Raw genomic sequence first — 23,264 nt, forward strand, 5'->3', positions numbered from 1 at the left:
CCAGGCCCAAGGCCCAACACCCACCCAACACCCCCGGCCCACCCCACCCACCCAGGGGCGCGAGGAACCGCGCACTCAGCCCATACAAACCCGCACCCAACACCCACGCCCACCGCACATACCTAGGGGCGCGGGGAACTGCGCACTCAGCCGAATCCCACCCGCACACACAACACACCGGCCCACCCACAAACCCACCAAGAGGCCCCCATGCCCCACACACCCCCAGCAATCCCCGGCTTCACCGAACACCGCATCCCGGTCACGGACAACATCACCCTGAACACCGCCATAGGCGGCACCGGAACCCCCGTAATCCTCCTGCACGGCTTCCCCCAAACCCACCTGATGTGGCGCCACGTAGCACCCGAACTCGCCGCGAACCACACCGTCATCTGCCCAGACCTCCGCGGCTACGGAGCCAGCGACAAACCCACCGACCCCGACGAATCGACGTACTCGAAGCGCACGATGGCCGCGGACGTGATCGCGCTCGCCAAGGCCCTGGGACACGACCGATTCGCCCTCGTCGGCCACGACCGCGGCGCCCTCGTGGCGATCCGCGCCGGCCTCGACCACCCGGACAAGGTCACCCACCTCGCCTCCCTGGACGTCCTGCCGACGCTGGACATGTGGGAGGTGATGCGCGGAACGTCGGCCGCGGTCGGCTTCCACCTCTATCTCATGGCCCAACCACCCGGCCTGCCGGAGCAGTTGATCGAGGCGAGCGCGGACGCCTTCTTCGGCCACTTCCTCGACATCTGGACGCGCGACCCGGCGGCCATGCCGCCGGAGATCCGCGCCGCCTACCTGGCGGCGTCCCGCGCGGCCGTCCCCTCGATCGTCGCCGACTACCGCGCCTCCGCAGGCATCGACGTCACGCACGACCGGGCCGACCGCGAGGCCGACCGCCGACTGCGGATGCCGGTGACGGTCCTCCAGCAGGACTGGGGCACGGCCCTCGGTTTCGACGCCGCCGGACTGTGGTCCGCATGGGCACCCGACCTGCGTCATACGACCGTCTCCTGCGGCCACTTCATGGCGGAGGAGGCCCCCGACGAGGTGGTCAAGGCCGTACGGGACCTGCTGACCCGGTGAGATCGGGCGCGCCCCGCGAGGGCCGCCGCCGCGGTGGGCGCAGGGGCTGTCGACAGCGCGGAAGTTAGGTTAGCCTGCCCTAATGAAGCCGGTCCCCACTGTCCCGAACCGCGTCTCCCGTCGCCGTCTGCTCGCGGCCGGCGGCGCCCTCGCCCTCGGCCCCCTGCTCGCCGCCTGCGGTGACGGCACCGACGACGGCGAGGCCGGCGACAAGTCCGCACGGTCGGCCGGGGACGCGGCAGGCGACGGCGGCCCCTGGTCCTTCAAGGACGACCGCGGGCGGACCGTCAGGACCGACAGCGAGCCGAAGACACTCGTCGCGTTCGTGAGCACGGCCGCGGCGCTCCACGACTACGGCATCGAGTGCAAGGGCGTCTTCGGCCCCACCGAGCCGATCGGCGGAAAGCCCAACCCCCAGGCCGGCGACCTGGACGTGTCGGAACTGACCAGCCTCGGCACGGCATGGGGCCAGTTCAACGTCGAGAAGTACGCGGCCCTCGAACCCGACCTCCTGATCAGCAACATGTTCCCGGCGCCCGATCTCTGGTACGTCCCCGAGGAGAGCCGTAAGAAGATCGAGGCGCTCGCGCCCTCCGTCGGCATCAGCATCGCCCGGACCTCGCTCCTCAACCCCCTGCGCCGGACCGCCGAACTCGCCGAGTCCCTCGGCGCGGACCTGGGCGCCAAGAAGGTCACCGACGCGAAGGCGCGCTTCGACAATGCCTCCGAGACCCTCCGCGAGGCCGCCGGGGCGAGCGGCGGACTGAAGGTCATGGCGATGACGGGGGACGCCGACCAGATGTACGTGGCCGTCCCCGACTCGTACAGCGACCTCAACTACTTCAAGGACCTGGGCGTGGAGTTCGTCGAGGGCAAGAAGTCCGACGAGTGGGGCTTCTGGGAGTTCCTCAGCTGGGAGAACGCCGACAGGCACCACGCCGACCTCATCATGATCGACAACCGCTCCACCGCCCTCCCGCCCAAGGACCTGGCCAAGAAGCCCACCTGGCGGCAACTGCCCGCGGTGAAGGCGGCGCAGACCACGCCGTGGTCGATGGAGGAGCGGTTCAGCTACGCCGGTTTCGCCCCGGTGATCGAACAGCTCGCGGCGGCGGTGAAGAAGTCGAAGCGGCTGGACACGTAAGCACTCCGCAGCACTCGGTCGTACTCCGTCGTACTCCGTCGTACCCCGCGGGAAGGGAGCAGCCGTCATGGACAAGCGCACGCCCCAACTCGGCGACGTCCAGGAGACGTTGCTCATCCCCCTCTACGCCCGTGCGGTCGAGACGCGTAAACCGCGCGGCATGCTCAGGGATCCGCGGGCCGTGGAGATGGTCGACGCACTGGACTACGACTTCTCCCGTTTCGACGGCGCGAAGAGTCTCCTCGGCGCGAACCTGCGCACGCTGCTCTTCGACCTATGGGTACGGGACTTCCTGGAACGGCATCCCTCGGGCACGGTCGTGGAGATCGGCACCGGCCTCAACACCCGGTTCGAGCGACTCGACAACGGCACGGTCCACTGGTTCGACCTCGATCTGCCCGATGTGATCGCGCTGCGGCGGGGCTTCTTCGAGGACACGGACCGCCGGCGCATGATCGCCGCCTCGGTCACCGACCCGGGCTGGATGGAGGAGGTGCGGCGCACGAGCCCCGGGCCGTACTTCCTGGCCGCCGAGGCGGTGTTGATCTATCTGGAGGAGGAGCTGGTCCGTTCGGTCTTCCGGCAGATCGCCGAGCGGCTGCCCGGGGCCCGCCTCGCCCTGGAGACCGCGGCGTCCCGCATGGTCGACACCCAGGACAGCCACGACGTACTCGCCAAGGTGGCCGCCCGGATGCGCTGGAGCTGCGACGACCCCGGCACCCTCGAACACTGGCAGCCCGGCCTCACCCTCACGGACTCCCTCACCCTGGCCCACCTGCCGGCCGAGGTCTCGCACCGGCTCTCCTTGCCCTACCGCGCCCTGCTCCGGCTCATGGCCACGATCCGCCGCCGCGACATCGAGGCGTACCGCTTCAATCTCTTCCGGTTCCCGGCGGAGTGACACCGTGTCGAGGCCGGGGATGGCGGTCGGCAATCGCCGCCCTCCCCGGCCTCGGCAGCGGTCAGGGATTGGGCACCGCGTCGACCCCGTCGTCCTCAGGGAAATAGGGGACGGCGTCAGTGGCGTCGGGGGTGGGTGACACCGACGGGACGTTCGCGGGCCTGACCGGGGTCTCCCGTTCCCAGCGCGCCGCCACGAACAGGAGGCCTGCCACCACGGCCGCCAGCATCAGCAGCGCCAGGACGGAGCGGCGGACGGGTCGTACGACGGGGAGCCGGAACCGGGCGTGCCGGGTCGGTGGGGCTGCGGGGCGCAGGTCGGGCAGGTCGACGGAGTCGGCCCGGGCCCTCAGGGCGTCGTGCAGCCGCTCTTCGAGGGGATCCGGGTGGAGGCCGGGACCGGGGTCCTGTTCGATCATCGGGACGCCTCCGGGGTCGCGCCGGGCTTCATCTGGGGTCCTCCAGCTGTCGGCGCAGGGCGGCCAGGGCCCGGCTCGCGGTGGACTTGACCGCCCCGCGGGACAGGCCGAGGGTATCGGCGATCTGGGCCTCGCTGAGGTGGGACCAGTAGCGCAGGACCAGCACTTCTCGCTGCCGCCGGGTCAGCCGGTGCAGGGCGGCGATCACTTCTCCGTGCTCCTCTCGCAGCAGCACGGGTTCCTCCGCCGACGGGGCGTGCCCCTGCCGTTCGGGGACATGGGCCCGTACCGTGCGGCGGCGGCGCAGGACCGAGCGCGAGGTGTTGACCACGCTCGTACGCAGATAGGCGTCGGGGTTGTCCAGGCCGGTCAGCCGCTCGCCGTGGCGGCGGTAGAGCGCCGCGAAGACGTCCTGCACGACGTCCTCCGCCGTGGGCAGGTCGTCCACCAGGAGCAGGGCCAGCCGGACCAGGTCCAGGCGGCGGTGGGAGTAGAGCTCGTCGATACCGGGCTCATCGATGCCGGGCTCGTCGATACCGGGCCTGACGAGGTCGGGCCTCGCGAGGTCGGTGTGGACGGCCGGTGTGCCCGGGACCGACCGCGGCCGGCCCGCCGGGATCTCCTCGCGCCGTTGCGACACCCCGCGCACCAGGCGCCATGCCCGGTGCAGCGCGTCCGCCCAGGCACGGGACGGGAAAGGCACGGGTCTGTACCCGCCCGCCGGCCCACCGTCGGTCTGGGCCGGGGCGGCCAGGATCGTCGCTGCCTTCATGGATCTCCCGGAAATCATGGTCCTCACGCCCTCCGCCCGGAACCGCCGGAGGGGCGGTGGAGCCGCCGGGCAGAAATCCGGCAGCTCCACCTCGGCCCGGGCCGCCGGCCGGCCAGGAGCCGGTCAGCGGCGCGGGGCCGCCCGTTTCTCGTCCGTCACCGCTCGGCGGGGGCGAGCTCGCCCTCGACCCTGACGTCCTTGGCGCCGCGGGCCGGGGTGGAGTCGTACCCGCCAGGCACCGCCTCGACCGGGTCGTCGCCCGGGGCCGGCTCGGCGCACTCGTCACCGTCGCCGGGCACCGCGTCGATGGGGCCCTCGCCGGTGTACTCGTAGTCGACCGGGGCGTCCTTGGCGTCGCGGCCCGGGGTGGCGTCGCTGCCGCCCGGCACCGCGTCGACCGGGTCCGGCTCCGCGCACTCGTCGGTGGTGGTCCGCACCTGTTCGGTCGAGAGCTTGGGAGCGGGCGCGGAGTCGTTGTCGGCGTGGGCGGTGAACGCGCCTCCGAGGGCGAGCACGGCGGCGGCAGCGGTGGCCCCCAGGACGAGCCGCACTCGGGCCGGGCGGAGGCTGCTTCGGAGGGTCTGACCTGCGGACATGTGATTCCTCGAATCGTCGGTGGTGACTGGTCTGTCGCGGCGACCACCACGGGTGGTGTCCCGTGGCGAAGGCCGTGGCTCGGAGGCGCCTCCACCCGGACAGACGTTCCGACGACTCGGAGGTTGCAGGTCGGACGAACCTTTTCCGCCCTCTTCCGCGCGCCCGATCCCGACGCCCCTCTTCCGCGCGCCAGATCCAGGCGACAGCCCGGAGACCGACGACGGGTTGCGGTATTACGGCTCAGCGAACCGGCTCAGCGTCCTGCTCAGCGATCCGGATCCGGGCGCTGTCGTGCTCCCTTGGGGCGGATCCGCGCGGCCAGGACCGCGACGTCGTCCTGGGCTCGGTGGGTGTCGAGGCGGTCGAGGACCTGTTCCAGGAAGGATTCGATGTCGGCGTCCGGGCGCAGCCGCAGTGCGGCCAGCCGGGCCAGGGAGGCGTCGATGTCCTCCTCGCGCCGCTCGACCAGACCGTCCGTGAACATCAACAGGGTCTCGTCCGGGGCGAGTTCATGGTTGCCCAGTTCGTAGCCGCCGACGCCGGTGCCCAGCGGGGGTCCCACCGGCACGTCGATCAGGGTTCCGGTGCCGTCACCCGCGAACACGGCCGGAGGCAGATGGCCCGCGCCGGCGAGCGCGACCGTCCCGCGGGCCGGGTCGATACGGGCGAGCAGACAGGTGGCGGGCCGACGCGTGCCGTCCTCGGAGACCGCGGCGTCGAGCTGGCGCAGCACGCGGTGCGGGGGCAGATCGGCGGAGGCGACGTACCGGAGCATCGAGCGGTACGCGTTCATGTCGACCGCGGCGTCCAGGCCGTGCCCCATGACGTCGCCCATGACCAGCAGGGTGCGGCCGTAGTGCAGCCGTACGGTCTCGAACCAGTCGCCGCCGACGAGGGTGCCGCCGCCGACGGGCAGATAGCGGGTGGCGAGGTCGAGGTTCGGATGCGGGCGGCCGGGCTCGGCGAGGAGGGCGCGCTGGAGCTTCATCGCGGTGCTGTGGACGGCGGTGTGACGGCGGGCGTGCCCGATGTGGACGGCGGCGAGGCGGACCGCGTAGTGCATCGCGGCGGTCTCGTGGTCGGCGAAGGGGCGGCCGGTGCGGACCGCCAGCAGCACCCCGTACAGGCGGCCGTGCGCGAGCATCGGCACCGAGATCGAGCGGCGGGGCACACCGCCCGACACGTCGTCCGTCGTGGTGATCGGGTGCCCCTCGTCCAGGGCCCGTACGGTCAGGGACGGCTCCCCGTCGTGGGCCTCGAGCAGTTCCCTGGGCCCCACCGTCGCGGCCCGGGTCAGCGCCGGATCGCTCGCGGGCCGCGTCGCCGGCACGTCCTCGCCCAGCAGGTCCACGGCGACGGCCTCACAGCCGTGCCGCCCCAGGAACTCGACCAGTTCGGCGCAGGTGGTCCGCTCGTCGAGGGTGGTCCCGATCGACTCGACGGCCTCCTCGACCATCCCGACCGGTGCCGGCACCCCCTCACCAGGCCACTCCACCAACCCACCTCCGCCGCGCTGTACCCGTACCCGTACGTCGGTACGCCCGTCGACGCACCCCAGGCAGCCATACCACCAGCTTTCTGGACGAGTCGGCCGCTGGCGCGCGGCGGCGGGGCTCACCGGGACGGCGGCCCCGGTTCCGGCCCTGCCCTACTGCTCGTCCCCGAGCGGGAACGAGTGGTGCTCGTGCGCCACGGTCCAGCGGCCGTTCTCCTTGCGCAGGCCGAGGGTGAGGCGCAGGCGGGTGCCGGGCGCGGCGGCGAGCTCCTCCGGGGTGCCGCAGCGCAGCAGGGCGTGCGCGAAGGCGACGTCCGCGCCCGCGGTGACGTCCAGGGAGACGATGTCGAAGCAGGCCCCCTTGGCCTGCCACTCGAAGAACGGCGGCCAGGTCGCGCGGTACGCGTCCAGGCCACGGACGCCGTCCTGCGGGGGCGGTACGTCGAACATCACGATGTCCTCGGCGTGGTCGGCCAGGACCGTGTCCAGGTCGCCGGCGTGCACCGCCGCGGCCCACCGCTCGATCAGCTCCCGGATCAGCGCTTGGTCGTCCTTCATGGCGGCCTCCTTCTGGCGGCTTCCTCGATCGTGGCCGCCTTCTCTGCGGACTGTTTCCCCGCGGACCGTTTCTCCGCGGCCCGCCGCCCGCCGTTCTGCGGGCGCCCTCTCCGGTGAGGACTGCCCCGTGCCCGGAAACTCATCGCACCCGGCCCGTTCGACCCCGGGCCCTGATCATCGGGTGACCGGGCGTGCGGGGGGAGTAGTCGCAAGTGGCTGGGGGTGGTCCTTCAGGTGAAGCGTGCGCAAGTATGGGGTTATGACCGCGGCCCATCGCGCCATGGCTCTCCTGGAGACCTGGCCGAACCTGGTAAGTGGCCCGCCCCGGTGCGCCGTTGGGCAAGCCTTCGCTACGGCGGGACACGAGATCGTCCACTTCCACTCCGACGACTCCGCCGACCTCTACCTCACGCGCACGGCTGTCGAGCGCCTGCTCCCCCAGCTCGGGCACGCCAGCGCGATCAGGGTCCGCCCCGGCGCCTCCTGGATCACCGTGCTCCTCGACTGCGACGCCGACGTCCAGCTCCTGCTGGGCCTCGTGAGCGTCGCGCTGAAGGAGCACGGCGCGGTCACGCCCCGCCGTCCGTCACCACCGTGCGACTGGGAGCGGCCACCGGTGGTCCCCGGACCACGCCCGGGAGCGGCCCGCCGCATGGTGGACCGCCTCATGCCGCACGCTCACTGACCGGTAGCCAGGGCCTCTTGCCCGGCCGGCTGTTCCGTCGGTGCGCGCAGCCCCGCCGTCCACTTCTCCTCGATGCGGCCGACCCGCCACACCACCAGCGCGAGCGCCCAGGTGGCGACAAAGAGCCCCACGATCACGAACCCGACGACGTTCAGGTCGATTCCGGCCACCCTGTCCCAGAACACGCCGTGCAGGGAGAACCGTTCGGCGAGCAGCCCGAGGAGTTCCACGGTCCCGATGAGGAGCGCGACCGCGACCGACAGACCCGTGACGGTGAGGTTGTAGTAGACCTTCCGTACGGGCTTGGAGAACGCCCAGCCGTACGCGAAGTTCATGAACGAGCCGTCGATCGTGTCGAGCAGCGACATGCCCGCCGCGAACAGCACGGGCAGGCACAGGATCGCGTACCACGGCAGGCCGGAGGCGGCCCCGGAGCCGGCGAGGACCAGCAGCGCGACCTCCGTGGCGGTGTCGAAGCCGAGCCCGAACAGCAGCCCCAGCGGGTACATCTGCCACGGCCTGGTGATCGACTTCGTGACGCGGCCCAGCAGCCGGTTCATGAATCCGCGGTTGTTGAGCTGGTCCTCCAGCGCCGCCTCGTCGAAGTGGCCGTGCCGCATCCGCCGGAAGACCTTCCAGATCCCGGCGAGGACGACGAGGTTGACGGCGGCGATGACGTACAGGAAGACCCCGGAGACCGTCGTGCCGATGAGCCCCGTGACGCTGTGGAGCGTGGAGCCGTCGTCCCGCACCGGCCCGGCGACCGCCTTCACGCCCAGCGACAGCAGGAACGCGAGCGCGAACACCACGCTGGAGTGGCCGAGCGAGAACCAGAAGCCGACCGACAGCGGGCGCTGCCCCTCGGCCATCAGCTTGCGGGTGGTGTTGTCGATCGCGGCGATGTGGTCCGCGTCGAAGGCGTGCCGCATGCCCAGCGTGTACGCGGTGACGCCGATGCCGATCCCGAAGGACTTCGTACCGACGCTGTAGTGCTCGGGCGCCACGATCACGACGAGGGTGAACCAGCCGATGACGTGCAGCGCCACGATGAAGGCGGCCATCCCGCCGACCCGGACCCACTCCTCCCGGTTCAGGGAGGCACGCCAGGAGGAGAGGGTGGTCATGGGGTTCGCCTTGCCTTACGTCCGGTGGAGCTGCCTCCCCACCCTCACCGCGGGGCCACCGCACCTGCAACTAATGCGCAGTAAAGGGCGGGCCAGGTCTTGCCCCGCAAACGACCGGCAACAGGGAAAGCCCGCGGGCCCCGGGACCTCGTGCGAGGACCGCATGCCTCAAGACCGCGGGTCTCAGGACCGCATGCGTCAGGGCGCCATGCCGCCGCGCACGCTCGGGGTCGCCTCCAAGGCGCCCGCCCCCGTCGGTGTCGTCGCCACAGCCCCCGGATCCGCACCCGCACCCGCACCCGTACCCGTCCCTTCGGACATCTCCGCCGGGGCCGCGCCCACCACCTCCACCACCGATCCCGGCTTCAGCGCCTCGTACAGCCACATCGCGTCGTCGCGCCGCAGGCCGATCACACCGCCGGTGCGGTCGTAGTTGCCGGGCGCCTTCTCGTCCCAGGTGAGGGCGAGGAGGTAGTTCGTACGGTCGTCGGGGGTGCGGAGCCTCATCACCCAGGTCCCCTTGACGTCGTACCCGTTCCAGCCCGCGGAGTCGCCGGGCACCGTCGCCGCCCGGTACTTGGCGGTGACCGTCATCAGGCCGGTCGGCGTCGGTGTCTTGAGCGACCCGGAGGAGATCGGCAGGGTCCGCCCCTCGACGGACATCTCACGCCGGCCGAGATCGACGGTTGCGGCGACGGCCACCGGACTGGCCTCGCCCTCGGCGGTGGCCGGGGGAGTACGCGCGGTGTAACTCGCGGCGGGCGGTGTCGCTCCGGCGTCCCGCCCGCCGGTGAGGGCCACGGTCAGGACCAGCGCGAGGGCCCCGGCTGCCGTGGCACCGGCCGCGGCGAAGGAGACCTGCCGCCTGCGTCGGCGGCGCCCCGCGCGACGGCGGATCTCCGTGCCCGGAACCGGTACGGGCGTCTCGTGGTCGTGGGCCAACTCGCGCAGCGCGGTGGCCAGTTCGGTGCCACCGAAACCGAGATCGGAACCGAGGTCGGGACCGGAGCGCGGACGGGAGTGAGGACCGGAGCGGGGACCGAAGGCGGGGCCGGAGTCGAGGCCGTCGAAGCCGTGCGTGGTGCCGGGCGTGAGCTCATCGGACACGGTCGTCCTCCCTCTCACCCAGTTCGTCGGCCTCGCCGAGCCGCCGCGCCAGCGCCGCCCGGCCACGGGACAGCCGGGCCTTGACCGTCCCCACGGGCGCACCGGTCTCGGAGGCTACCTGCTCGACACTCAAGTCGCACAGATGGTGCAGAACGACAGCCATGCGCTGCGCTTCCGGCAGTTCCTTCAACGCCCCGACGAGCGCGGTCCGTTCGGGCCCGGGACCGGGTGTGTGCTCGGGCGGCGGATTGCGGCGGACCAGTTCCAGCCAGCGCCTGGCCCGCCGCCACCGGCTCACGGCGAGCCGCATCGCGACCGTACGGACCCATGCCTCGGGCGCCCCCTCGGCGAGGAACTCCCGCCGCCGGTCCCAGGCGCGGACGAACGCCTCCTGGACGACGTCCTGCGCCTCGCCGTGGTCCCCGGTGAAGGCGTAGAGCTGTCCGGTCAGCCGGGGGAACGCCGCGGCGTAGAACCCGTCGAACTCCTCCTCGGTCATACCCCCCGCCCCGCCCCCTGCCGTTTTCGTCGCCGCTGTCGTCGCGGCTGTCGTCGCAGTCGTCTCAGTTGTTCTCGCCGCTGTCCTCGCCGTTGTCCTCGCCACTGCCTTCGCCGCTGTCTTCGGATGGCTGTGCAACCCGGTGGCCTCCCCGGTGCGTACAGGTCCCGTACGTCACAGACGTCTCAGAAGGCACGGAGGTTACGGGCGCCGCGTACATCGAAGCACAAGCACCACGCAGGGCTGAGCCGGAGGGAGTGGCGCGCGGACAGCGCGCTCGACTGACCATGGACGACGAATTCACCGCCCGTGCCGGGGAGTACTGGCCCCGGCTGACACGTACTGCCCGGCTGCTCACGGGGAACTCCGCCGGCGCGGAGAGACTCGCGAGAGCGGCGCTGGCGGAGGTGTACGCGCGGCGCAGAACTCCGCGCGACGACGCGGAGTTCTACGTCCGGCGGGCTCTGGTACGGGGCTTTCTGCGGAGCCGTACCCGGCCGTTCATCGGCACCCGGCGTGCCCCGGAGCCGTACGCGGCCGGTCGACTCGACCCGCTCACCGAGGTGTTGGCGGCTCTCCCGCCCCGCCGCCGGGCCGTCGCCGTCCTGCACCACTGGGACGGCATGTCCCATCGCGAGATCGCCGCGCTGCTCAACTCCTCGCCGGGGGCGGTCAAGGCGCACGCCCGCCGGGCGCTGAAGGCCCTGCGCGCCCACCCTGCGTACGGCGCCAGAAGCCAAGTCACGCCCGGCCCCGTTCCACACCCCGGCATCCCGGCCGCCGTTCTCCCGGCCGTCGAGGAGGCGGGCCGCACCCGTCGGCGGAACCGCCGCCGTACGACGGCCGTGCTCACCACCGTCTGCGCCCTGCTGCTCGTGCCGCTGGCACTGGGGGCCGTGCGCGGCACCGGCTCCGGCGGCGGTGGGGACACAACTCCCGTCGCCAGGACGGCGGTTCGGGTCGTGACCGCCGGTGAGCGGGTTGCCGCCGCGCCCGGTGCCGAGGTCTGGCTCACCAAGGACGGCAAGCACTGGTCGACGCCGAAGGCGCCGAACCGGTTCCGGCCGGCAGGCAAGGGAGCGGGCACCGCCATCACCCTGGACTCCGACTCCGTCTCGGGGACACGCCTCTTCCACTCCGGCGTCCTCCAGGGCGTCCGCGAACCGTCCCGCGTCGAACTCACCACGCCCGAAGGCACGTTCAGGGCCACGATCCTCACCCTGGCGGGCAGCCCCGGCTGGTCCGTCTGGTACGCGGACACCCGACTCCCGGACGGCAAGGGCTGGTTGAGCGAGATCACCGTGAAGGCGTACGACTCCGCCGGCAAGCTCCTCGCACAGACGGGCACCTCCTGATGACCACCCGCCGGCGCGCCCTGCGCACCCCGCGCCCCCTGCGGACCCGCCTCCGCACCCTGCGGACCTACCTCCGCCGCACCCGCACCCGCCGTCTGCGGCGCGTCCTGGCCGCTCTGCTCGTCCTGTTCCTCACGGCCTGCGCCGGGCTCGTCGTCGCGTACCGCATGACCGGGATCCCCGACCCGCACCCGGAGACGGTCAGCCAGAGCACGGTCTTCGTGGACGCGGAGGGCGAGTACCTGGGCCGGCGCGGGCCGGTCGACCGCCAGGACATCTCCCTCAAGCAGGTGCCCCGGCACGTCCAGGAGGCCGTGATCGCCGCGGAGAACCGCTCCTTCCGTACGGACTCGGGGGTCGCCCCGACCGCCATCCTGCGGGCGGCGATCGCGACCGTGACGGGCGGCGAGCGACAGGGCGGCTCCACGATCACGCAGCAGTACGTGAAGAACGCCCTGCTGACCCCGGAGCAGTCGCTGGGCCGCAAGGCGCGCGAGGCGCTGATCGCCGTGAAGCTCGACCGCACGCACTCCAAGGACGACATCCTGGAGGGCTACCTCAACACGGTGTACTTCGGCCGAGGCGCGGCCGGTGTCGAATCGGCGGCGCGGAACTACTTCGGCGTGGGCGCGAAGGACCTGACGGTCTCCCAGGGCGCCGCCCTCGCCGGGATCGTCAACCTCCCCTCGTACTACGAACGGGCCGGCGCCGACGCGAAGGTGACCGGGACGCTGGAGCGCCGCTGGGCCTGGGTGCTGGACGCCATGGCGGACTCGGGCGCGATCAGCGCCCGCGAGCGGACGGCCGCCCGCTTCCCGGCGTTCCGCTTCTATCCGCCGGGCGACACGGACGGCGGGCGCCAGTACCTGATCGACGCGGCGTCCGCCGAGGCCGCCGACCGGCTCGGCATCACCGAGGACCAGTTGGCGCGCGGCGGCTACAAGGTGCACACCACCTTCGACCTCGGCCTCCAGGACGAGACGGCGGAGCTGGTCCGTGACCGTACGCCCAAGGACGCGAAGGGGGTGCGGCTGCACACCGCGGTCGTCGCGACCGTGCCCGGTGACGGCGCGGTCCGTGTGCTGTACGGCGGCGCGGACTACGCGCACCAGCCGTTCAACGACGCCGTCGACGGGGCGGTCGAGGCGGGCACGGCCACCGAGCCGTTCACGTACGCGGGCATCCGGCTGGGCGAGCCGCTGACCGGCCTGCCGAAGGAGGCGGCTCCGACGCCGATGCGCCTGAACTCCGCGTACGCGACCGTGGCCGCCGGGGGTGAGTACGCGACCCCGTACACGGTCACGAAGATCACCCGTGGGGGTCGTACGGTGCACACCGCGCGCCCGAAGATGCGTACCGCGATGGGTGAGAAGGAGGCCGCGGTGGTCACCGAGCTGATGCACGGTTCGCTCGGTCCGGACTCTCCGGGCTCTCCGGACTCTCCGGGCGCTTTGGGCACCGCGGTCAAGCCGGTCGCGACGGGGGTCGGGGCCGCGTTCCTGCCGGTGACCAGCCATGCGGCGGGCGCGGGCAGCGGGCCGGGGGCGCGGACGGTGTGGCAGAGCGTGTACTCACCGCGGCTCGCCCTCACCGTCGCCCTGTTCGCCGAGCGCGGGGGCAAGCCGGTCCGGGTCGCGGGGCTGACCGGCGAGTACCCGCCCGCGGAGCACGCGGCGCTGCAGGCGGGGGAGGTGTGGCGGCTGGCGGGTTCGCCCGGGACGGAGGGGCCGGCGGCGGAGGCCTTGCCGGGGGCCGAAGCCGGGGCCGATGCCGAAGCCAGGGCCGGAGCCGGGGCCAAGGCCGGGCCGTAGCCGGGACCGAGGGCAAGGGGGCGGGCGAGGGCAAGGGGACAGGCGAAGGCACGGGCGAGAGCTCGGCCTCGAACTCAAACTCGGACTCGGACTCGGACTCGGCCTCGCTCCCGGTCCCGGTCCCGGTCCCGGCGTCACCCGGACGGGCCCGCCCGTTGGTGGGCGGGGCGACGGCGTGGTGCCGTGGGAGGGTGCCCGGTGACCAGGTCCAGCCCACCCCGCGCATCCTGCTCACCCAGGAGGAACTGGCGGCGATCGCGAACGCGGTGGACCGCGCCGAAGGGGTGGGGGAGCACGCGGAGCGGCTGCTGGCGGAACTGACCCTGGCCCGGCGGATCCTCGACGGCTGCCCGGCCGGGATCGCCGTCCTGGACCGGAGCCTGCGCTACCTGTACATCAACGACGCGCTGGCCCTCCTCAACGGCATCCCTGCCACCGACCACATCGGCCGCCGGCTGCCGGACCTCCTGCCGGACCTGGAATCGTCGGAGCAGCTCCTCGAACAGGTTCTGCGCACGGGAGAGCCGCAGATCGTCACGGTGGGCGGGCAGACCCCGGCCGACGGGACGGGCGACAACCGGTGGTGGCTGGGCGCGTACCACCGGCTGTCGACGTCGTCCGGCGAGATCCTCGGGGTGGCGGCCGTCGTCCTGGAGGTCACCGACGCGCTGCGGGGCCGCGAGCACCTCGTACGGGCCGGCAACCGGATGGCCCTGCTCGACGAGGCGAACCGCACCACCGGCGCGACACTCGACCTCCGCCAGGCCTGCCAGGCGCTCGCCGACCTGCTGGTCCCGCGGTTCGCGGACTACGCGGCGGTGGACGTGGTCGACCCGGAGGGCACGCCCCGGGTGCCGTCGGAGAACTACCCGCTGCGCCTGCGCCGCATCGCGCTGGCCACCACCCCGGACCTGGCGGAGGTGTCGTCCCCGCTCGGCCGACTCGACGAGTTCGTGGTGCACCGGGCGGGCTCCCCGATGGCCCATGTCCTGGCCGACCGGCGACCGCTGGTGCTCAGCCACCCCGACGACGAGGCGATGCGCCAGTTCTCGCCGTCGCCCGAACGCAAGGAGCACCTCCTGCGGATGGGCGCGCACTCGGGGATCTACCTCCCGCTCGCGGTCCACGAGGAGCTGGTGGGCGCGGTGATGGTGTTCCGCTCCGGCGAATCGCCCCAACTGACGGACACGGACACCGAGTTGCTGGGGGACCTCACCGACCGGGCCGCCACCGGCATCGCCCACGCGGTCCGCTACACACGTGAACACGAGACGGCCCTGGAGATGCAGCGCGCCTTCCTGAACGCGCCCACGGTCACGGGCCCCGGCGTCGAAACCCTGGGCCGCTACCTTCCGGCGGGCTCGGGGGCGGAGGTGGGCGGCGACTGGTTCGACACACTCGCGCTCCCCCACGACCGCACGCTGCTGGTGGTGGGCGACGTCATGGGCCACGGAGTCCGAGCGGCGGCAGCGATGAGCGAGTACCGCTCGGTCCTCCGCACCCTCGCGATCCAGGGCAGCAGCCCCGACTTCATCCTCCTCCAGGCCGAACGCACCGCGCTGACCCTGGAGTTGGACCGGGTGGCGACCTGCCTGCTCGCTCTCCTCGACCCCCGCCGGGAACGCGCCACCTTCTCCAACGCGGGCCACATCCCCCCACTCCTCGTCACCCCCGACGGCACCCGCACCCTCCTCAGCCTCCCCGTCGCCCCACCCCTGGGCGTAGGCCTCGGCTCCTTCGCGGCCACCACGGTCCCCCTCCCCCCGGGCTCCGTCCTCCTCCTGTGCACCGACGGCCTGGTCGAACGCCGCGACCGCGACATCGAAACAGGCCTCCACACCCTCGCCACCCTCCCCATCACCCCGACCGACCCCCTCCCCACCCTCCTGGACACCGTCATCACCCACCTCGACCCCACCGCCTCGGAAGACGACGTAGCCATCCTCCTGGCCCGCACAAAGCCCACCCCACAGGAACCGGACCGCCTGGGGTGGTTACCTCCGGGGTGGACGAAGGGGCCGGGTTCGGCAGCGCGTTGAGCCGGGAAGGGGCCGGGTTCAGCGGCGCGTTGAGCCAGGTCGGTCCAGGTGCACGACCACGTGGTCGTGGAAGCGGTCCACGGCCTCGTCGACACTGCGGATGAACCCGGACTCGGCAGAGCCCCGGGTGTTGCCCATGCTCCGGAAGAGGGACAGCCGGAAGCCGGTGATCTCGGCGTTGTTCTTGGGGAGGATGTCGCCCGGTTCCGGGCGCAGCCGCTCCAACGTGCCGCGCGGGCCGCCCACATGCCCGTCGAGCAGGGTCTCGACATGCAAGTCGGCCGGTGCGTCGGAGAGTTGCCGGATGAGCCGCTTGGCCCAGGTGAGGGGGTAGCCCTGCTCGGGCACGGCGATCTCGATGGACGTCCGCAGCTTGCCCGTCCGCAGGTCCGCGGAGAGCGCGAGGATGCCGGGCGTGCCCTCGATACGGAGTTCGGAGTCCAGGCGGCCGGCCAGACAGAGCTGGTCGGCGAGGGCCGCGCGGCGGACGCGGGGGTCGGTGCCGCGCTTCGCCCGCTGCACGGGAAGCACCTTCTGCCCGAGTTCGCCGCCCAGGCGCAGACACACCTGCCGTACGAGCCGTTCCCAGCTCTCGACGACCTCCACAGCACGTCGATCGCCCTGGCAGAGGGTTTCGTCGTCGATCCCGTTGCGCACGGGCACCCAGGCCGGGCCCATGTTCTGGAAGCCGTGGCAGCCGGAGTTCTCGTGCTGGAGGTAGTGCAGGAGTTCCTGGAGCAGCCAGGCGTGCGCCGCGTTGCCGACGCCTTCGTGGCGGATCAGCATCTGGGCCTGGTGGGCGACGTCGGCCCACGACAGGTGCCGCAGCGCCACCTTGTGCTTACGCCGGCCGTCCGTCTTCACGTCGACCAGCGGACTGCCGTCCAGCTCCACGTCGTTGGAGAGGGTGATCACGGCCTCGTAGCCGCGGCGGGCGGCGATCTCGGTGTACGCCTGCACCTGGTCCGGCTTGAGGGCGTTGCCGTTGGTCTTCGTCTCGACCAGCGCCGTCCACAGCTTGCCCGCCCGCTCGACCCGGATCACGCCGTCCGGCCGCCGCGGGGAGTCGCCGTTGGGCAGCGATACCTCGGTGAACATCTCCATCCGCCCGGCGGGCGCCCCGAAACCGGCGGTGAGCCGCCTGCCGAACTCCGGCACCTGCGCCATCACCGACAGCAGCACGGAGGTCGCCCGGGTCTCCCTGTCCCGGTCGCTCTTGAGAGCGGAGACCGGGAAGAGCCGGGCGGCCCGCCAGGAGTCGTTCTCAGCGAGCGACTTCTTGGCCACCTTGGGCAGCGTGACCTTCTTCTTCGCCGTACGGGGCCGGGGGACCGACTTGGCCGGTGCCTCGACGGACTCGGTCACGATCTGTTCCACCACAGGAACGGGACTTGGGGCTGGCACGGCGGCCAACGGCACCGCCGTCCCCACGGCCTGGACCTCGACCGCGGTCGCGGCCTCGGGCCCCGCTTCCGTCGCGACGGGCTCGGCCGCCGCCTCCGCGGGGATCTCCTCCGGCGGGACGTCCTCGGCGACGGCAGCCCCGGTCTCTTCGGCCGCCTCCGCCTCCTCCGCATCGTCGTCGACATCGACGCCATAGTCCTGGGCGAGGCCCGCGAGACCGGACTCGTATCCCTGCCCGATGGCGCGGAACTTCCAGTCGCCGGCCCGCCGGTAGAGCTCGCCGAAGAGCAGCGCGCCGACCGCACCGGCGTCCTCGATGGAGAACCTCAGCAGCCCCTCGCCCGAGCCGTCGGCCAGGGTCACCCGTACGTCGTCCAGATCCCCGAACCGGCCTCCGTTGTAGCGGCTCGCCGCCACGACGACCTGCTCGACGTCCGCCGGGATCGCGGTCAGATCGAAGGTGATGCGGTCCTCGTTGCCGTCGGAGGTGGGCGTCTTGCCCAGCAACTGCACGGACCCGTCGGCCGCCACGGGGTTGTTGTAGAAGTAGAAGTCAGCGTCACTGCGGACCTTGCCGTCCGCCGTCAGCAACAGCACGGACACGTCCGCGTCGCCCTCACCCGTCGGACTGCTCCAGCCCAGGCTCACCATCACCGAGCCCACGTCTTCGCTCAACGCCGCCAGGCCGACATTGGCACCCTTGACCATCTCGTGCACGAGGCCCCCCAAATGCACCGCCGCACAGGTACTACCCGTCGGCTCATTTCGTCGCGATGTGTGACGCGCCCCACACCCAGCGCATCAGTGACGAACTGTAGCGCCGGAATCATGCACATAGACCCCGAATGAACGACTCGGGTAATAAAGCAGAGAGGGCCCCCCTTTATTCAGGGGCGCGGGGCTCGGTCAACGCTTCTCGTACGGATCCGATGGCGCCGGGACCCGTTTCACGGACGCGGCATCCAGCACGGGACGTGCGGCGTCCGAACCCGGCTTGCCCGTCGGGTGCCACGTCCCCGTGACCGTCACCCACGCGTCGGCCGCCGGGGCGTCCGCGTCGCGGATCTGGACCTTCAGTGCCTGCGCGTCGGCGGCGCAGCAGGTGACGAGGAGGCGGGCGATGTACCAGGTGCCGTCGTCGTCGCGGGTCACGAAGCCGGTGAGGCGAACCGTGCGGTTCTTCATGGAGGCCCCGGTGTCCCACTCCGCGCGGGAGGCGAAGGCGCCGAGGGTCAGGTCGACGGGGTCCCCGGCGGGCAGTTCGGGGAAGGTGCCGGTGCCCTGGGCGGCGACCCTGGCCTCCTCGCGGCCCGCGCTGTACGAGCCGAGCGCGGGCGGCGGGAAGAGGAGGAGGGCCAGGGCGGGGGCGGTGAGGAGCCAGGCTATGCGGGGGTTGCGGGTGTGGTCGTGGTCGTGCCCGGCGTGGGCCTCCCGGCCATGTCCGGCGTCGGTCGGAGCGGCGCCTTCGTCGTGGACCGCATGCTCGTCCTCGCCCTCGTCGCGGCCGATCATGCCCACCAGGCCCAGCGCGATCAGTGCCACGCCCGAGATCACCAGGTACGGGCGCAGGCCCTCCTTCACATAGCGCAGGTACAGCTCGCTGAAGAGGGCGATCCGCAGGAGGGCGGCGCCGCACAGGATGAGGAGCACTCCCTGGGGGCGCGGCCTCAGGCGCGTACGCGGTCGGGTCGTCACAGCAGCCACCAGCCCACCACTCCACTGCTCACCACGGCCACCACCCATGTGACGGCCGAGAACCGGACCGCGAACGCCCGCCCGAAGGTCCCCGCCTGGAGGGCGATGAGCTTCAGGTCGACCATCGGGCCGACGACCATGAAGGCGAGCCGGGCCGTCGGCGAGAACCCGGTCAGTGAGGCGGCCACGAAGGCGTCCGCCTCGCTGCACACGCACAGCACCACGGCGAGGACGGCGAGCAGCAGGACCGAGAGCCAGGGCGATCCTGTGAACACGTCCAGCAGGGATCGCGGCACCAGGATGTTGAACGTCGCCGCGGCTGCCGCGCCCAGCACCAGAAAGCCTCCGGCGTGCAGGAAGTCGTGCTGCAGGCCGTCCCGGAAGCCCCGCCAGCCGGCGGTGGCCGCTCCGGCTCCCGCCTCCGGCGTACGCCGCGTCGGCAGCCACTCCTCCTTCCCGAACCGCACCCACAGCCACCCCATCACCACGGCGGTGGCGAGCGAGGCGACGAGGCGGGCGCCGACCATGGCCGGGTTGCCCGGGAAGGCGATGGAGGTGGCGACGAGTACCACCGGGTTGATCGCGGGGGCCGACAACAGGAATGCCAGCGCCGCCGCCGGTGCGACTCCTCGTCGCATCAGGCTGTCGGCCACGGGGACCGACGCGCACTCGCACCCGGGCAGTACGACGCCAGCTGCTCCCGCGACGGGCACGGCGAGCGCCGGGTTCTTCGGCAGTACGCGTCTGAAGACCCGCTCCGGCACGAACGCCCCGATCGCCGCCGACACCACCGTGCCAAGGAGAAGGAAGGGGATGCCCTGCACGGCGACCGCCGTGAACACGGTCCACCAGGCCGCCATGGCAGGCGTCGCGATGTCGAGCGCGACCATCGGCCCGAGTACGGACCCGACGGTGGCGATGACGACCAGCGCGACCCCGCCGACCACCACGTACACCAGCGCCCGGACCACCAGCCGTGCCCCGTCGGCCACCCGCCGCCGGTTCCCGGCACCACTCGTGTCCACGCCCCTTGTCTCCACGCGCCTTGCTTCCCGCCCCCGCCTCACCCGTCGTACGTTCGCGCAGGCTAACCGGTGGTTCTGTGCGGGGTCTGCGTTTTCGCCCGGTGCGGGCTGTCAGTGGGGTTGTTGACCCTCGACCTTGTGCAGGGCCCAGAGTTCCGGATGTGGAGAGCGAGATGCGCAGTATCGGGGAGATGGCCCGGGACAGCGGGCTGAGTGTGAGTGCGCTGCGGTTCTACGACCGTGCCGGGGTGCTGGTCCCCGCCTGGGTGGATCCGGTGAGCGGCTACCGCTGGTATGGCCCCGAGCAGTGCGAGGAGGCGCGCCTGCTGACGCGGCTGCGCCGGGCCGGTATGCCCCTGCCGGACATCCGGCTGGTGCTGGCCGGCTGGTCCGGCGCGGACACCGACCTCGTACGGAAGCTGCTTGAGGCGCATCTGCGCCGGCTCGAACTGGGGCTGTCCGATGCCCGCAGCGAGTTCTCCGCGGTCCGAGCACTACTCGAAGGCAGGGAGAAACCCATGACATCGCAGCGCACCGCCGCCGTCCGGCTGACCGTTCCCGCGGCCGAACTGGCCGCCGCGCTGGACGCCGTCCGCTTCGCCGCCGGTACCGACCCGGAGCTGCCGATGCTCGGCGGCGTCCTGTTCGACATCGAGGGCGAGGCACTTCGGGTCGTGGCCACCGACCGGTACCGGATGGCCGTCGCGCGGGCCCGCGCCACCGGGCACGACGGGGCCCGTGAACAGGTCATCGTGCCCGCCCCGCTCGCCGACGCGATGCGGGCGCTGCTGAGCGGTGAGGACGGGGACGGACCCGTCCGGCTCTCCGTGGACGGTGACCGCGTGACGCTGGAGGCCGGGGACCGGCAGGCGGCCGGGCAGTGCCTGGACCACGACTTCCCCGACTACCGCCGTCTCGTCCGCCTGCCCGCCGGGCGCCGCGCGGTCGTCGACGTGCCCGCCTTCCGCGAAGCGCTGGAGACCGGGCCCGTCCGTACGAGCGAGACGCCCGGGCCGGACGGCAAGCCCTGCGACCTCAGCGTGCTCAGGCCCGCGGCCGACGGCACGGTGACCGTCTGCGCCGACGGCGAGGGGGACGCGGACGATCAGAACCACGTCGCCGTCAATCGTGAGTTCCTGCTGCACGCGCTCGACGCCGGAGCCCGCGACCGGCTGGTGCTGGAGTTCGGCGCTCCCACGGCTCCCCTGGCCGTCCGACGGCCCGACGCCGAGGACACCTTCTCGCTCCTGATGCCGGTGCGCCTGGAGAACTGAGCGCTCCGCGGGGGCCCTTCGGGGCGCGGCCGCACCTCGATTCACGTCCGCCGGTTCACGTCCGCCGGTTCGCCGTCAGCAGGCTGAGGCCCAGAGGAGTGGGGACGTGCAGCACGGTGTTCCGGTCGCGGACCGACGCGGTCAGGCCGGCCTCCCGCAGGATCCTGACGTGTTCGCTGACCGTCGCGGAGGTCACGCCCGCGCGCCGGGCCACCTCGCTCGTCGTGCCGCCGTCCTCCAGCGCCTGGAGGACGGCTGCCCGCCCCTGCCCGATGAGCCTGCCGAGCGTGCGGGGCCCGGCACCCGACTGCTGGGGCAGCCACCAGTGGTGGGTCCGGGCGACCGGATAGACCAGTACGGGCGGCAGGTTCGGGTCGGTGAGCGTGATCGGTGCCTGCCAGCAGAAGACGGACGGCACCAGGAGCAACCCCCTTCCGTCGAGCCGCAGTTCACGGTCGAGCGGGTACTCCGCCTCCAGATGGGGCGGTCGCCAGCGCAGTGCCGGACCCAGGCTCGACAGCAGCGCCTCGACTCCGCCGCTCAGCATCTCCCGCGCCCGCACGGCCCGGTCGGCCTCGATCTGCGCCCGCACCGCGGACCAGTACGGAGTCAGGGCCGCGTGGAAGTAACCGTGCAGCGCCTGCCCGAGGTTCTCCAGCGCCGCGGGCTCACCGTCCGCGAGGGGGCGCAGCCACGACGGTGCCTCGGTGAGTACGTTCATCTCCTCGGCCAGCCGTCGGCGAGGCGTGGACAGGATCGCCCGCACACCCTCCGACAGCCCCTGGGCGGCCTCCGCCGGATTGAGGAAGTCGGGAAAGCTGCCCCGGGGCGGTGCCAAAGTCCTTACCAGGTGCAGCTGGTGACGGGGCAGCCGTCGCAGCCCGGCCCGTGCCTGCGCACGCCACGCGCCGAAGACGGCCCGGCCCTGACGCGTCGCCAGCAGGTTCGCGCTGAGCACGGTCTCCCACAACGGGTCCGGCGCGGCGGCCACTCGGGTTCTGAGCAGGTCTTCGCACGTGAAATGCACTCGGAGCACGGCAAACTCTCACGGTCGGTGGTGCGATCGGCTGAGGCATCGGCGTGAAATGTTCCCTTGGATTCGAAGATCACGAAATGTCTTTTCGCGCCAACTCGCCCTCACCATTCCCCGGATCGCCGCACGCCACACGGCCGCGTGAACCGTCGCGCGCACCACCGTTCCAGCGCTCCACCAGCCCTTTTCGGCGCGCGCCGAAACACCTGGCAGGAACAGTCGGCACCGGGCAGCCTGAAGGGCGTACGCGACCAAGATCTTCACAACGGCCAAGGGGGAAGAACGACATGCGCAAACGTGCCGCTTTCGGAGCGGTGGCAGCCGCGGCTTTCACTGCCGTGCTGGCCACCGCGCCGAGTGCTTCGGCCGAAGCCAATCCGCCCGGGTGCGCGAAGGAGTACTTCTGCGCCTACAGCGGAGAGAACCAGACCGGCCAGCTCGTCCTCAAGACCAAGGGGAACTGGTCCGGGAACGTCGCCATCCGCTCGGTGTTCAACAACGGGGTCGCCTTCCCGGGCGCCGACCACGTCGACGTGACGTACACGTCGCCCGGCGGCGGCGGGGAGACGGCCTGTCTGCACTACAACCCGGGCCCCGGCGCCTACAAGGTGAACGCGGTCGCCGGCGTCCACATCACCAAGGTCGTATGGCGCGGCGAGTGCTGACAACGCGAGTGCTGACCACACGAGCAACGGGCATGCCGACCACACGAGCAACGCACGTGCTGACCACACGAGCGCCGGCTACGGAGGAGTCCTCATCATGCTGACCGGAAAGCGACTCGTCACCCTGGGCGCCGGAACCGTCGCGGCCGCCTTCCTCGGTGTCCTCGCCGTGTCCCCGACCGCGTCGGCGGAGGCGAACCCGCCCGGCTGCGGGAAGGGCAACTTCTGCGCCTACAGCGGCCCCAACCAGACCGGCAGGCTCGTCCTCAAGGTCGCGGGCAACTGGTCGGGCAACCTGTCCGTCGGCTCCATCTTCAACAACGGAACCGTCTTCCCGGGCGCGGACCACGTGGACGTGACGTCGCTCCTGGGCGGCCAGCCCTCGACCGACTGCTTCCACTACAACCCGGGCCCGGGCAAGTACAAGGCCAACGCCGAGGCAGGCCTCACCATCACCCGAGTGGTCTGGCGAGGCGAATGCTGACCGGCTGATACGGCGGGCCGGTGGGGGTACGGAGGACAGGGGCACAGCCCCGTCTCTTCAGCCTCGGGAGCGCAGCCTCTG

At 72.0% G+C, this 23,264-nt stretch carries 22 protein-coding genes; 10 read left to right on the forward strand and 12 right to left on the reverse strand.

From position 1 onward, the window contains the following. Positions 1-210 precede the first annotated feature (210 nt). From ACN20J_RS24250 to ACN20J_RS24260, 3 genes are all read left to right on the forward strand, one after another. Entirely contained in the window at positions 211-1,098 is an 888-nt protein-coding gene (locus ACN20J_RS24250; protein ID WP_419666780.1) for an alpha/beta fold hydrolase, read from the forward strand. A gap of 82 nt (positions 1,099-1,180) precedes the next feature. Further along, positions 1,181-2,242, forward strand: coding sequence for an ABC transporter substrate-binding protein (locus ACN20J_RS24255; RefSeq protein WP_419666781.1), 1,062 nt, complete (start codon positions 1,181-1,183; stop codon positions 2,240-2,242). 67 nt (positions 2,243-2,309) lie between these two features. Beyond that, the gene (locus tag ACN20J_RS24260) at positions 2,310-3,143 is read left to right on the forward strand and encodes a class I SAM-dependent methyltransferase (RefSeq protein WP_419666782.1); all 834 of its coding nucleotides are present in this window, start codon (positions 2,310-2,312) and stop codon (positions 3,141-3,143) included. 61 nt (positions 3,144-3,204) lie between these two features. Here ACN20J_RS24260 and ACN20J_RS24265 read toward each other — a convergent pair whose 3' ends face one another. The 5 genes from ACN20J_RS24265 to ACN20J_RS24285 all read right to left on the reverse strand — a co-directional run bounded on the left by ACN20J_RS24265 (position 3,205) and on the right by ACN20J_RS24285 (position 6,983). Continuing rightward, positions 3,205-3,561 (reverse strand): hypothetical protein, encoded by a 357-nt coding sequence (locus ACN20J_RS24265; RefSeq protein ID WP_361911669.1) that lies wholly within the window; start codon positions 3,559-3,561, stop codon positions 3,205-3,207. 28 nt (positions 3,562-3,589) lie between these two features. Continuing rightward, positions 3,590-4,333, reverse strand: coding sequence for a SigE family RNA polymerase sigma factor (locus ACN20J_RS24270; protein ID WP_419666783.1), 744 nt, complete (start codon positions 4,331-4,333; stop codon positions 3,590-3,592). 155 nt (positions 4,334-4,488) lie between these two features. Then, positions 4,489-4,929, reverse strand: a complete 441-nt coding sequence (locus tag ACN20J_RS24275) for a hypothetical protein (protein ID WP_419666784.1) — start codon at positions 4,927-4,929, stop codon at positions 4,489-4,491. A gap of 266 nt (positions 4,930-5,195) precedes the next feature. Next, entirely contained in the window at positions 5,196-6,386 is a 1,191-nt protein-coding gene (locus ACN20J_RS24280; RefSeq protein ID WP_419668945.1) for a PP2C family protein-serine/threonine phosphatase, read from the reverse strand. Positions 6,387-6,578: 192 nt separating this feature from the next. Next, positions 6,579-6,983: a YybH family protein gene (locus ACN20J_RS24285; RefSeq protein WP_361888730.1), complete on the reverse strand. Its 405-nt coding sequence runs from the start codon at positions 6,981-6,983 to the stop codon at positions 6,579-6,581. Positions 6,984-7,242: 259 nt separating this feature from the next. Here ACN20J_RS24285 and ACN20J_RS24290 point away from each other — a divergent pair, with 259 nt between their 5' ends. Next, positions 7,243-7,668, forward strand: coding sequence for a luciferase family protein (locus ACN20J_RS24290; RefSeq protein ID WP_189841391.1), 426 nt, complete (start codon positions 7,243-7,245; stop codon positions 7,666-7,668). On the opposite strand, the gene ACN20J_RS24295 is transcribed toward ACN20J_RS24290, so the two are convergent. From ACN20J_RS24295 to ACN20J_RS24305, 3 genes are all read right to left on the reverse strand, one after another. Next, on the reverse strand, positions 7,662-8,792 hold the full coding sequence (locus tag ACN20J_RS24295) for a HoxN/HupN/NixA family nickel/cobalt transporter (RefSeq protein ID WP_190230717.1): 1,131 nt from the start codon (positions 8,790-8,792) through the stop codon (positions 7,662-7,664). The two genes, ACN20J_RS24290 and ACN20J_RS24295, sit on opposite strands and share 7 nt — an antisense overlap. Before the next feature lie 198 nt (positions 8,793-8,990). After that, a complete protein-coding gene (locus tag ACN20J_RS24300) occupies positions 8,991-9,899 on the reverse strand; it encodes a L,D-transpeptidase (RefSeq protein ID WP_419666785.1) in 909 nt (302 codons plus the stop codon). Next, a complete protein-coding gene (locus ACN20J_RS24305; protein ID WP_189841394.1) occupies positions 9,889-10,398 on the reverse strand; it encodes a SigE family RNA polymerase sigma factor in 510 nt (169 codons plus the stop codon). Before ACN20J_RS24305 ends, ACN20J_RS24300 begins: the two co-directional genes overlap by 11 nt. A gap of 287 nt (positions 10,399-10,685) precedes the next feature. Between ACN20J_RS24305 and ACN20J_RS24310 the strand changes: the two genes are divergently transcribed. From ACN20J_RS24310 to ACN20J_RS24320, 3 genes are all read left to right on the forward strand, one after another. Beyond that, positions 10,686-11,753: a sigma factor-like helix-turn-helix DNA-binding protein gene (locus tag ACN20J_RS24310; protein ID WP_419666786.1), complete on the forward strand. Its 1,068-nt coding sequence runs from the start codon at positions 10,686-10,688 to the stop codon at positions 11,751-11,753. Beyond that, positions 11,753-13,564 (forward strand): transglycosylase domain-containing protein, encoded by a 1,812-nt coding sequence (locus tag ACN20J_RS24315; RefSeq protein WP_419666787.1) that lies wholly within the window; start codon positions 11,753-11,755, stop codon positions 13,562-13,564. The genes ACN20J_RS24310 and ACN20J_RS24315 overlap by 1 nt, the downstream gene beginning before the upstream one ends. Before the next feature lie 191 nt (positions 13,565-13,755). Continuing rightward, complete coding sequence (locus ACN20J_RS24320) at positions 13,756-15,603, forward strand: SpoIIE family protein phosphatase (protein WP_419666788.1); 1,848 nt, start codon at positions 13,756-13,758, stop codon at positions 15,601-15,603. An 18-nt stretch (positions 15,604-15,621) separates the two neighbouring features. Here the strand turns inward: ACN20J_RS24320 and ACN20J_RS24325 are convergent, their stop codons facing one another. The 3 genes from ACN20J_RS24325 to ACN20J_RS24335 form a co-directional block, all read right to left on the reverse strand. Then, a complete protein-coding gene (locus ACN20J_RS24325) occupies positions 15,622-17,715 on the reverse strand; it encodes a TerD family protein (protein WP_190230912.1) in 2,094 nt (697 codons plus the stop codon). A gap of 198 nt (positions 17,716-17,913) precedes the next feature. Then, entirely contained in the window at positions 17,914-18,678 is a 765-nt protein-coding gene (locus ACN20J_RS24330) for a TIGR03943 family putative permease subunit (RefSeq protein ID WP_419668946.1), read from the reverse strand. Positions 18,679-18,698: 20 nt separating this feature from the next. Next, positions 18,699-19,727, reverse strand: a complete 1,029-nt coding sequence (locus tag ACN20J_RS24335) for a permease (protein ID WP_419666789.1) — start codon at positions 19,725-19,727, stop codon at positions 18,699-18,701. A 173-nt stretch (positions 19,728-19,900) separates the two neighbouring features. On the opposite strand from ACN20J_RS24335, the gene ACN20J_RS24340 reads away from it, so the two are divergent. Continuing rightward, positions 19,901-21,001 (forward strand): MerR family transcriptional regulator, encoded by a 1,101-nt coding sequence (locus ACN20J_RS24340; RefSeq protein WP_419666790.1) that lies wholly within the window; start codon positions 19,901-19,903, stop codon positions 20,999-21,001. Positions 21,002-21,056: 55 nt separating this feature from the next. Here ACN20J_RS24340 and ACN20J_RS24345 read toward each other — a convergent pair whose 3' ends face one another. Continuing rightward, positions 21,057-22,028 carry a winged helix-turn-helix domain-containing protein gene (locus tag ACN20J_RS24345; protein ID WP_419666791.1) on the reverse strand — a complete coding sequence of 324 codons (972 nt, stop codon included), beginning with the start codon at positions 22,026-22,028 and terminating at the stop codon, positions 21,057-21,059. 293 nt (positions 22,029-22,321) lie between these two features. Between ACN20J_RS24345 and ACN20J_RS24350 the strand changes: the two genes are divergently transcribed. Further along, on the forward strand, positions 22,322-22,699 hold the full coding sequence (locus ACN20J_RS24350; RefSeq protein ID WP_055617145.1) for a peptidase inhibitor family I36 protein: 378 nt from the start codon (positions 22,322-22,324) through the stop codon (positions 22,697-22,699). A gap of 97 nt (positions 22,700-22,796) precedes the next feature. Beyond that, on the forward strand, positions 22,797-23,183 hold the full coding sequence (locus tag ACN20J_RS24355; RefSeq protein WP_189841400.1) for a peptidase inhibitor family I36 protein: 387 nt from the start codon (positions 22,797-22,799) through the stop codon (positions 23,181-23,183). Positions 23,184-23,264 lie beyond the last annotated feature (81 nt).

Source organism: Streptomyces sp. 2-1, from assembly GCF_048564895.1.
Taxonomy (GTDB): domain Bacteria; phylum Actinomycetota; class Actinomycetes; order Streptomycetales; family Streptomycetaceae; genus Streptomyces; species Streptomyces phaeochromogenes.

What these genes read in the sequence shown, in the direction of transcription:
- ACN20J_RS24250 (WP_419666780.1), top strand. Translation starts at nt 211, where the DNA reads ATGCCCCACACACCCCCAGCAATCCCCGGCTTCACCGAACACCGCATC.
- ACN20J_RS24255 (WP_419666781.1), top strand. Translation starts at nt 1,181, where the DNA reads ATGAAGCCGGTCCCCACTGTCCCGAACCGCGTCTCCCGTCGCCGTCTG.
- ACN20J_RS24260 (WP_419666782.1), top strand. Translation starts at nt 2,310, where the DNA reads ATGGACAAGCGCACGCCCCAACTCGGCGACGTCCAGGAGACGTTGCTC.
- ACN20J_RS24265 (WP_361911669.1), bottom strand. Translation starts at nt 3,561, where the DNA reads ATGATCGAACAGGACCCCGGTCCCGGCCTCCACCCGGATCCCCTCGAA.
- ACN20J_RS24270 (WP_419666783.1), bottom strand. Translation starts at nt 4,333, where the DNA reads ATGAAGGCAGCGACGATCCTGGCCGCCCCGGCCCAGACCGACGGTGGG.
- ACN20J_RS24275 (WP_419666784.1), bottom strand. Translation starts at nt 4,929, where the DNA reads ATGTCCGCAGGTCAGACCCTCCGAAGCAGCCTCCGCCCGGCCCGAGTG.
- ACN20J_RS24280 (WP_419668945.1), bottom strand. Translation starts at nt 6,386, where the DNA reads ATGGTCGAGGAGGCCGTCGAGTCGATCGGGACCACCCTCGACGAGCGG.
- ACN20J_RS24285 (WP_361888730.1), bottom strand. Translation starts at nt 6,983, where the DNA reads ATGAAGGACGACCAAGCGCTGATCCGGGAGCTGATCGAGCGGTGGGCC.
- ACN20J_RS24290 (WP_189841391.1), top strand. Translation starts at nt 7,243, where the DNA reads ATGACCGCGGCCCATCGCGCCATGGCTCTCCTGGAGACCTGGCCGAAC.
- ACN20J_RS24295 (WP_190230717.1), bottom strand. Translation starts at nt 8,792, where the DNA reads ATGACCACCCTCTCCTCCTGGCGTGCCTCCCTGAACCGGGAGGAGTGG.
- ACN20J_RS24305 (WP_189841394.1), bottom strand. Translation starts at nt 10,398, where the DNA reads ATGACCGAGGAGGAGTTCGACGGGTTCTACGCCGCGGCGTTCCCCCGG.
- ACN20J_RS24310 (WP_419666786.1), top strand. Translation starts at nt 10,686, where the DNA reads ATGGACGACGAATTCACCGCCCGTGCCGGGGAGTACTGGCCCCGGCTG.
- ACN20J_RS24315 (WP_419666787.1), top strand. Translation starts at nt 11,753, where the DNA reads ATGACCACCCGCCGGCGCGCCCTGCGCACCCCGCGCCCCCTGCGGACC.
- ACN20J_RS24325 (WP_190230912.1), bottom strand. Translation starts at nt 17,715, where the DNA reads ATGGTCAAGGGTGCCAATGTCGGCCTGGCGGCGTTGAGCGAAGACGTG.
- ACN20J_RS24340 (WP_419666790.1), top strand. Translation starts at nt 19,901, where the DNA reads ATGCGCAGTATCGGGGAGATGGCCCGGGACAGCGGGCTGAGTGTGAGT.
- ACN20J_RS24350 (WP_055617145.1), top strand. Translation starts at nt 22,322, where the DNA reads ATGCGCAAACGTGCCGCTTTCGGAGCGGTGGCAGCCGCGGCTTTCACT.
- ACN20J_RS24355 (WP_189841400.1), top strand. Translation starts at nt 22,797, where the DNA reads ATGCTGACCGGAAAGCGACTCGTCACCCTGGGCGCCGGAACCGTCGCG.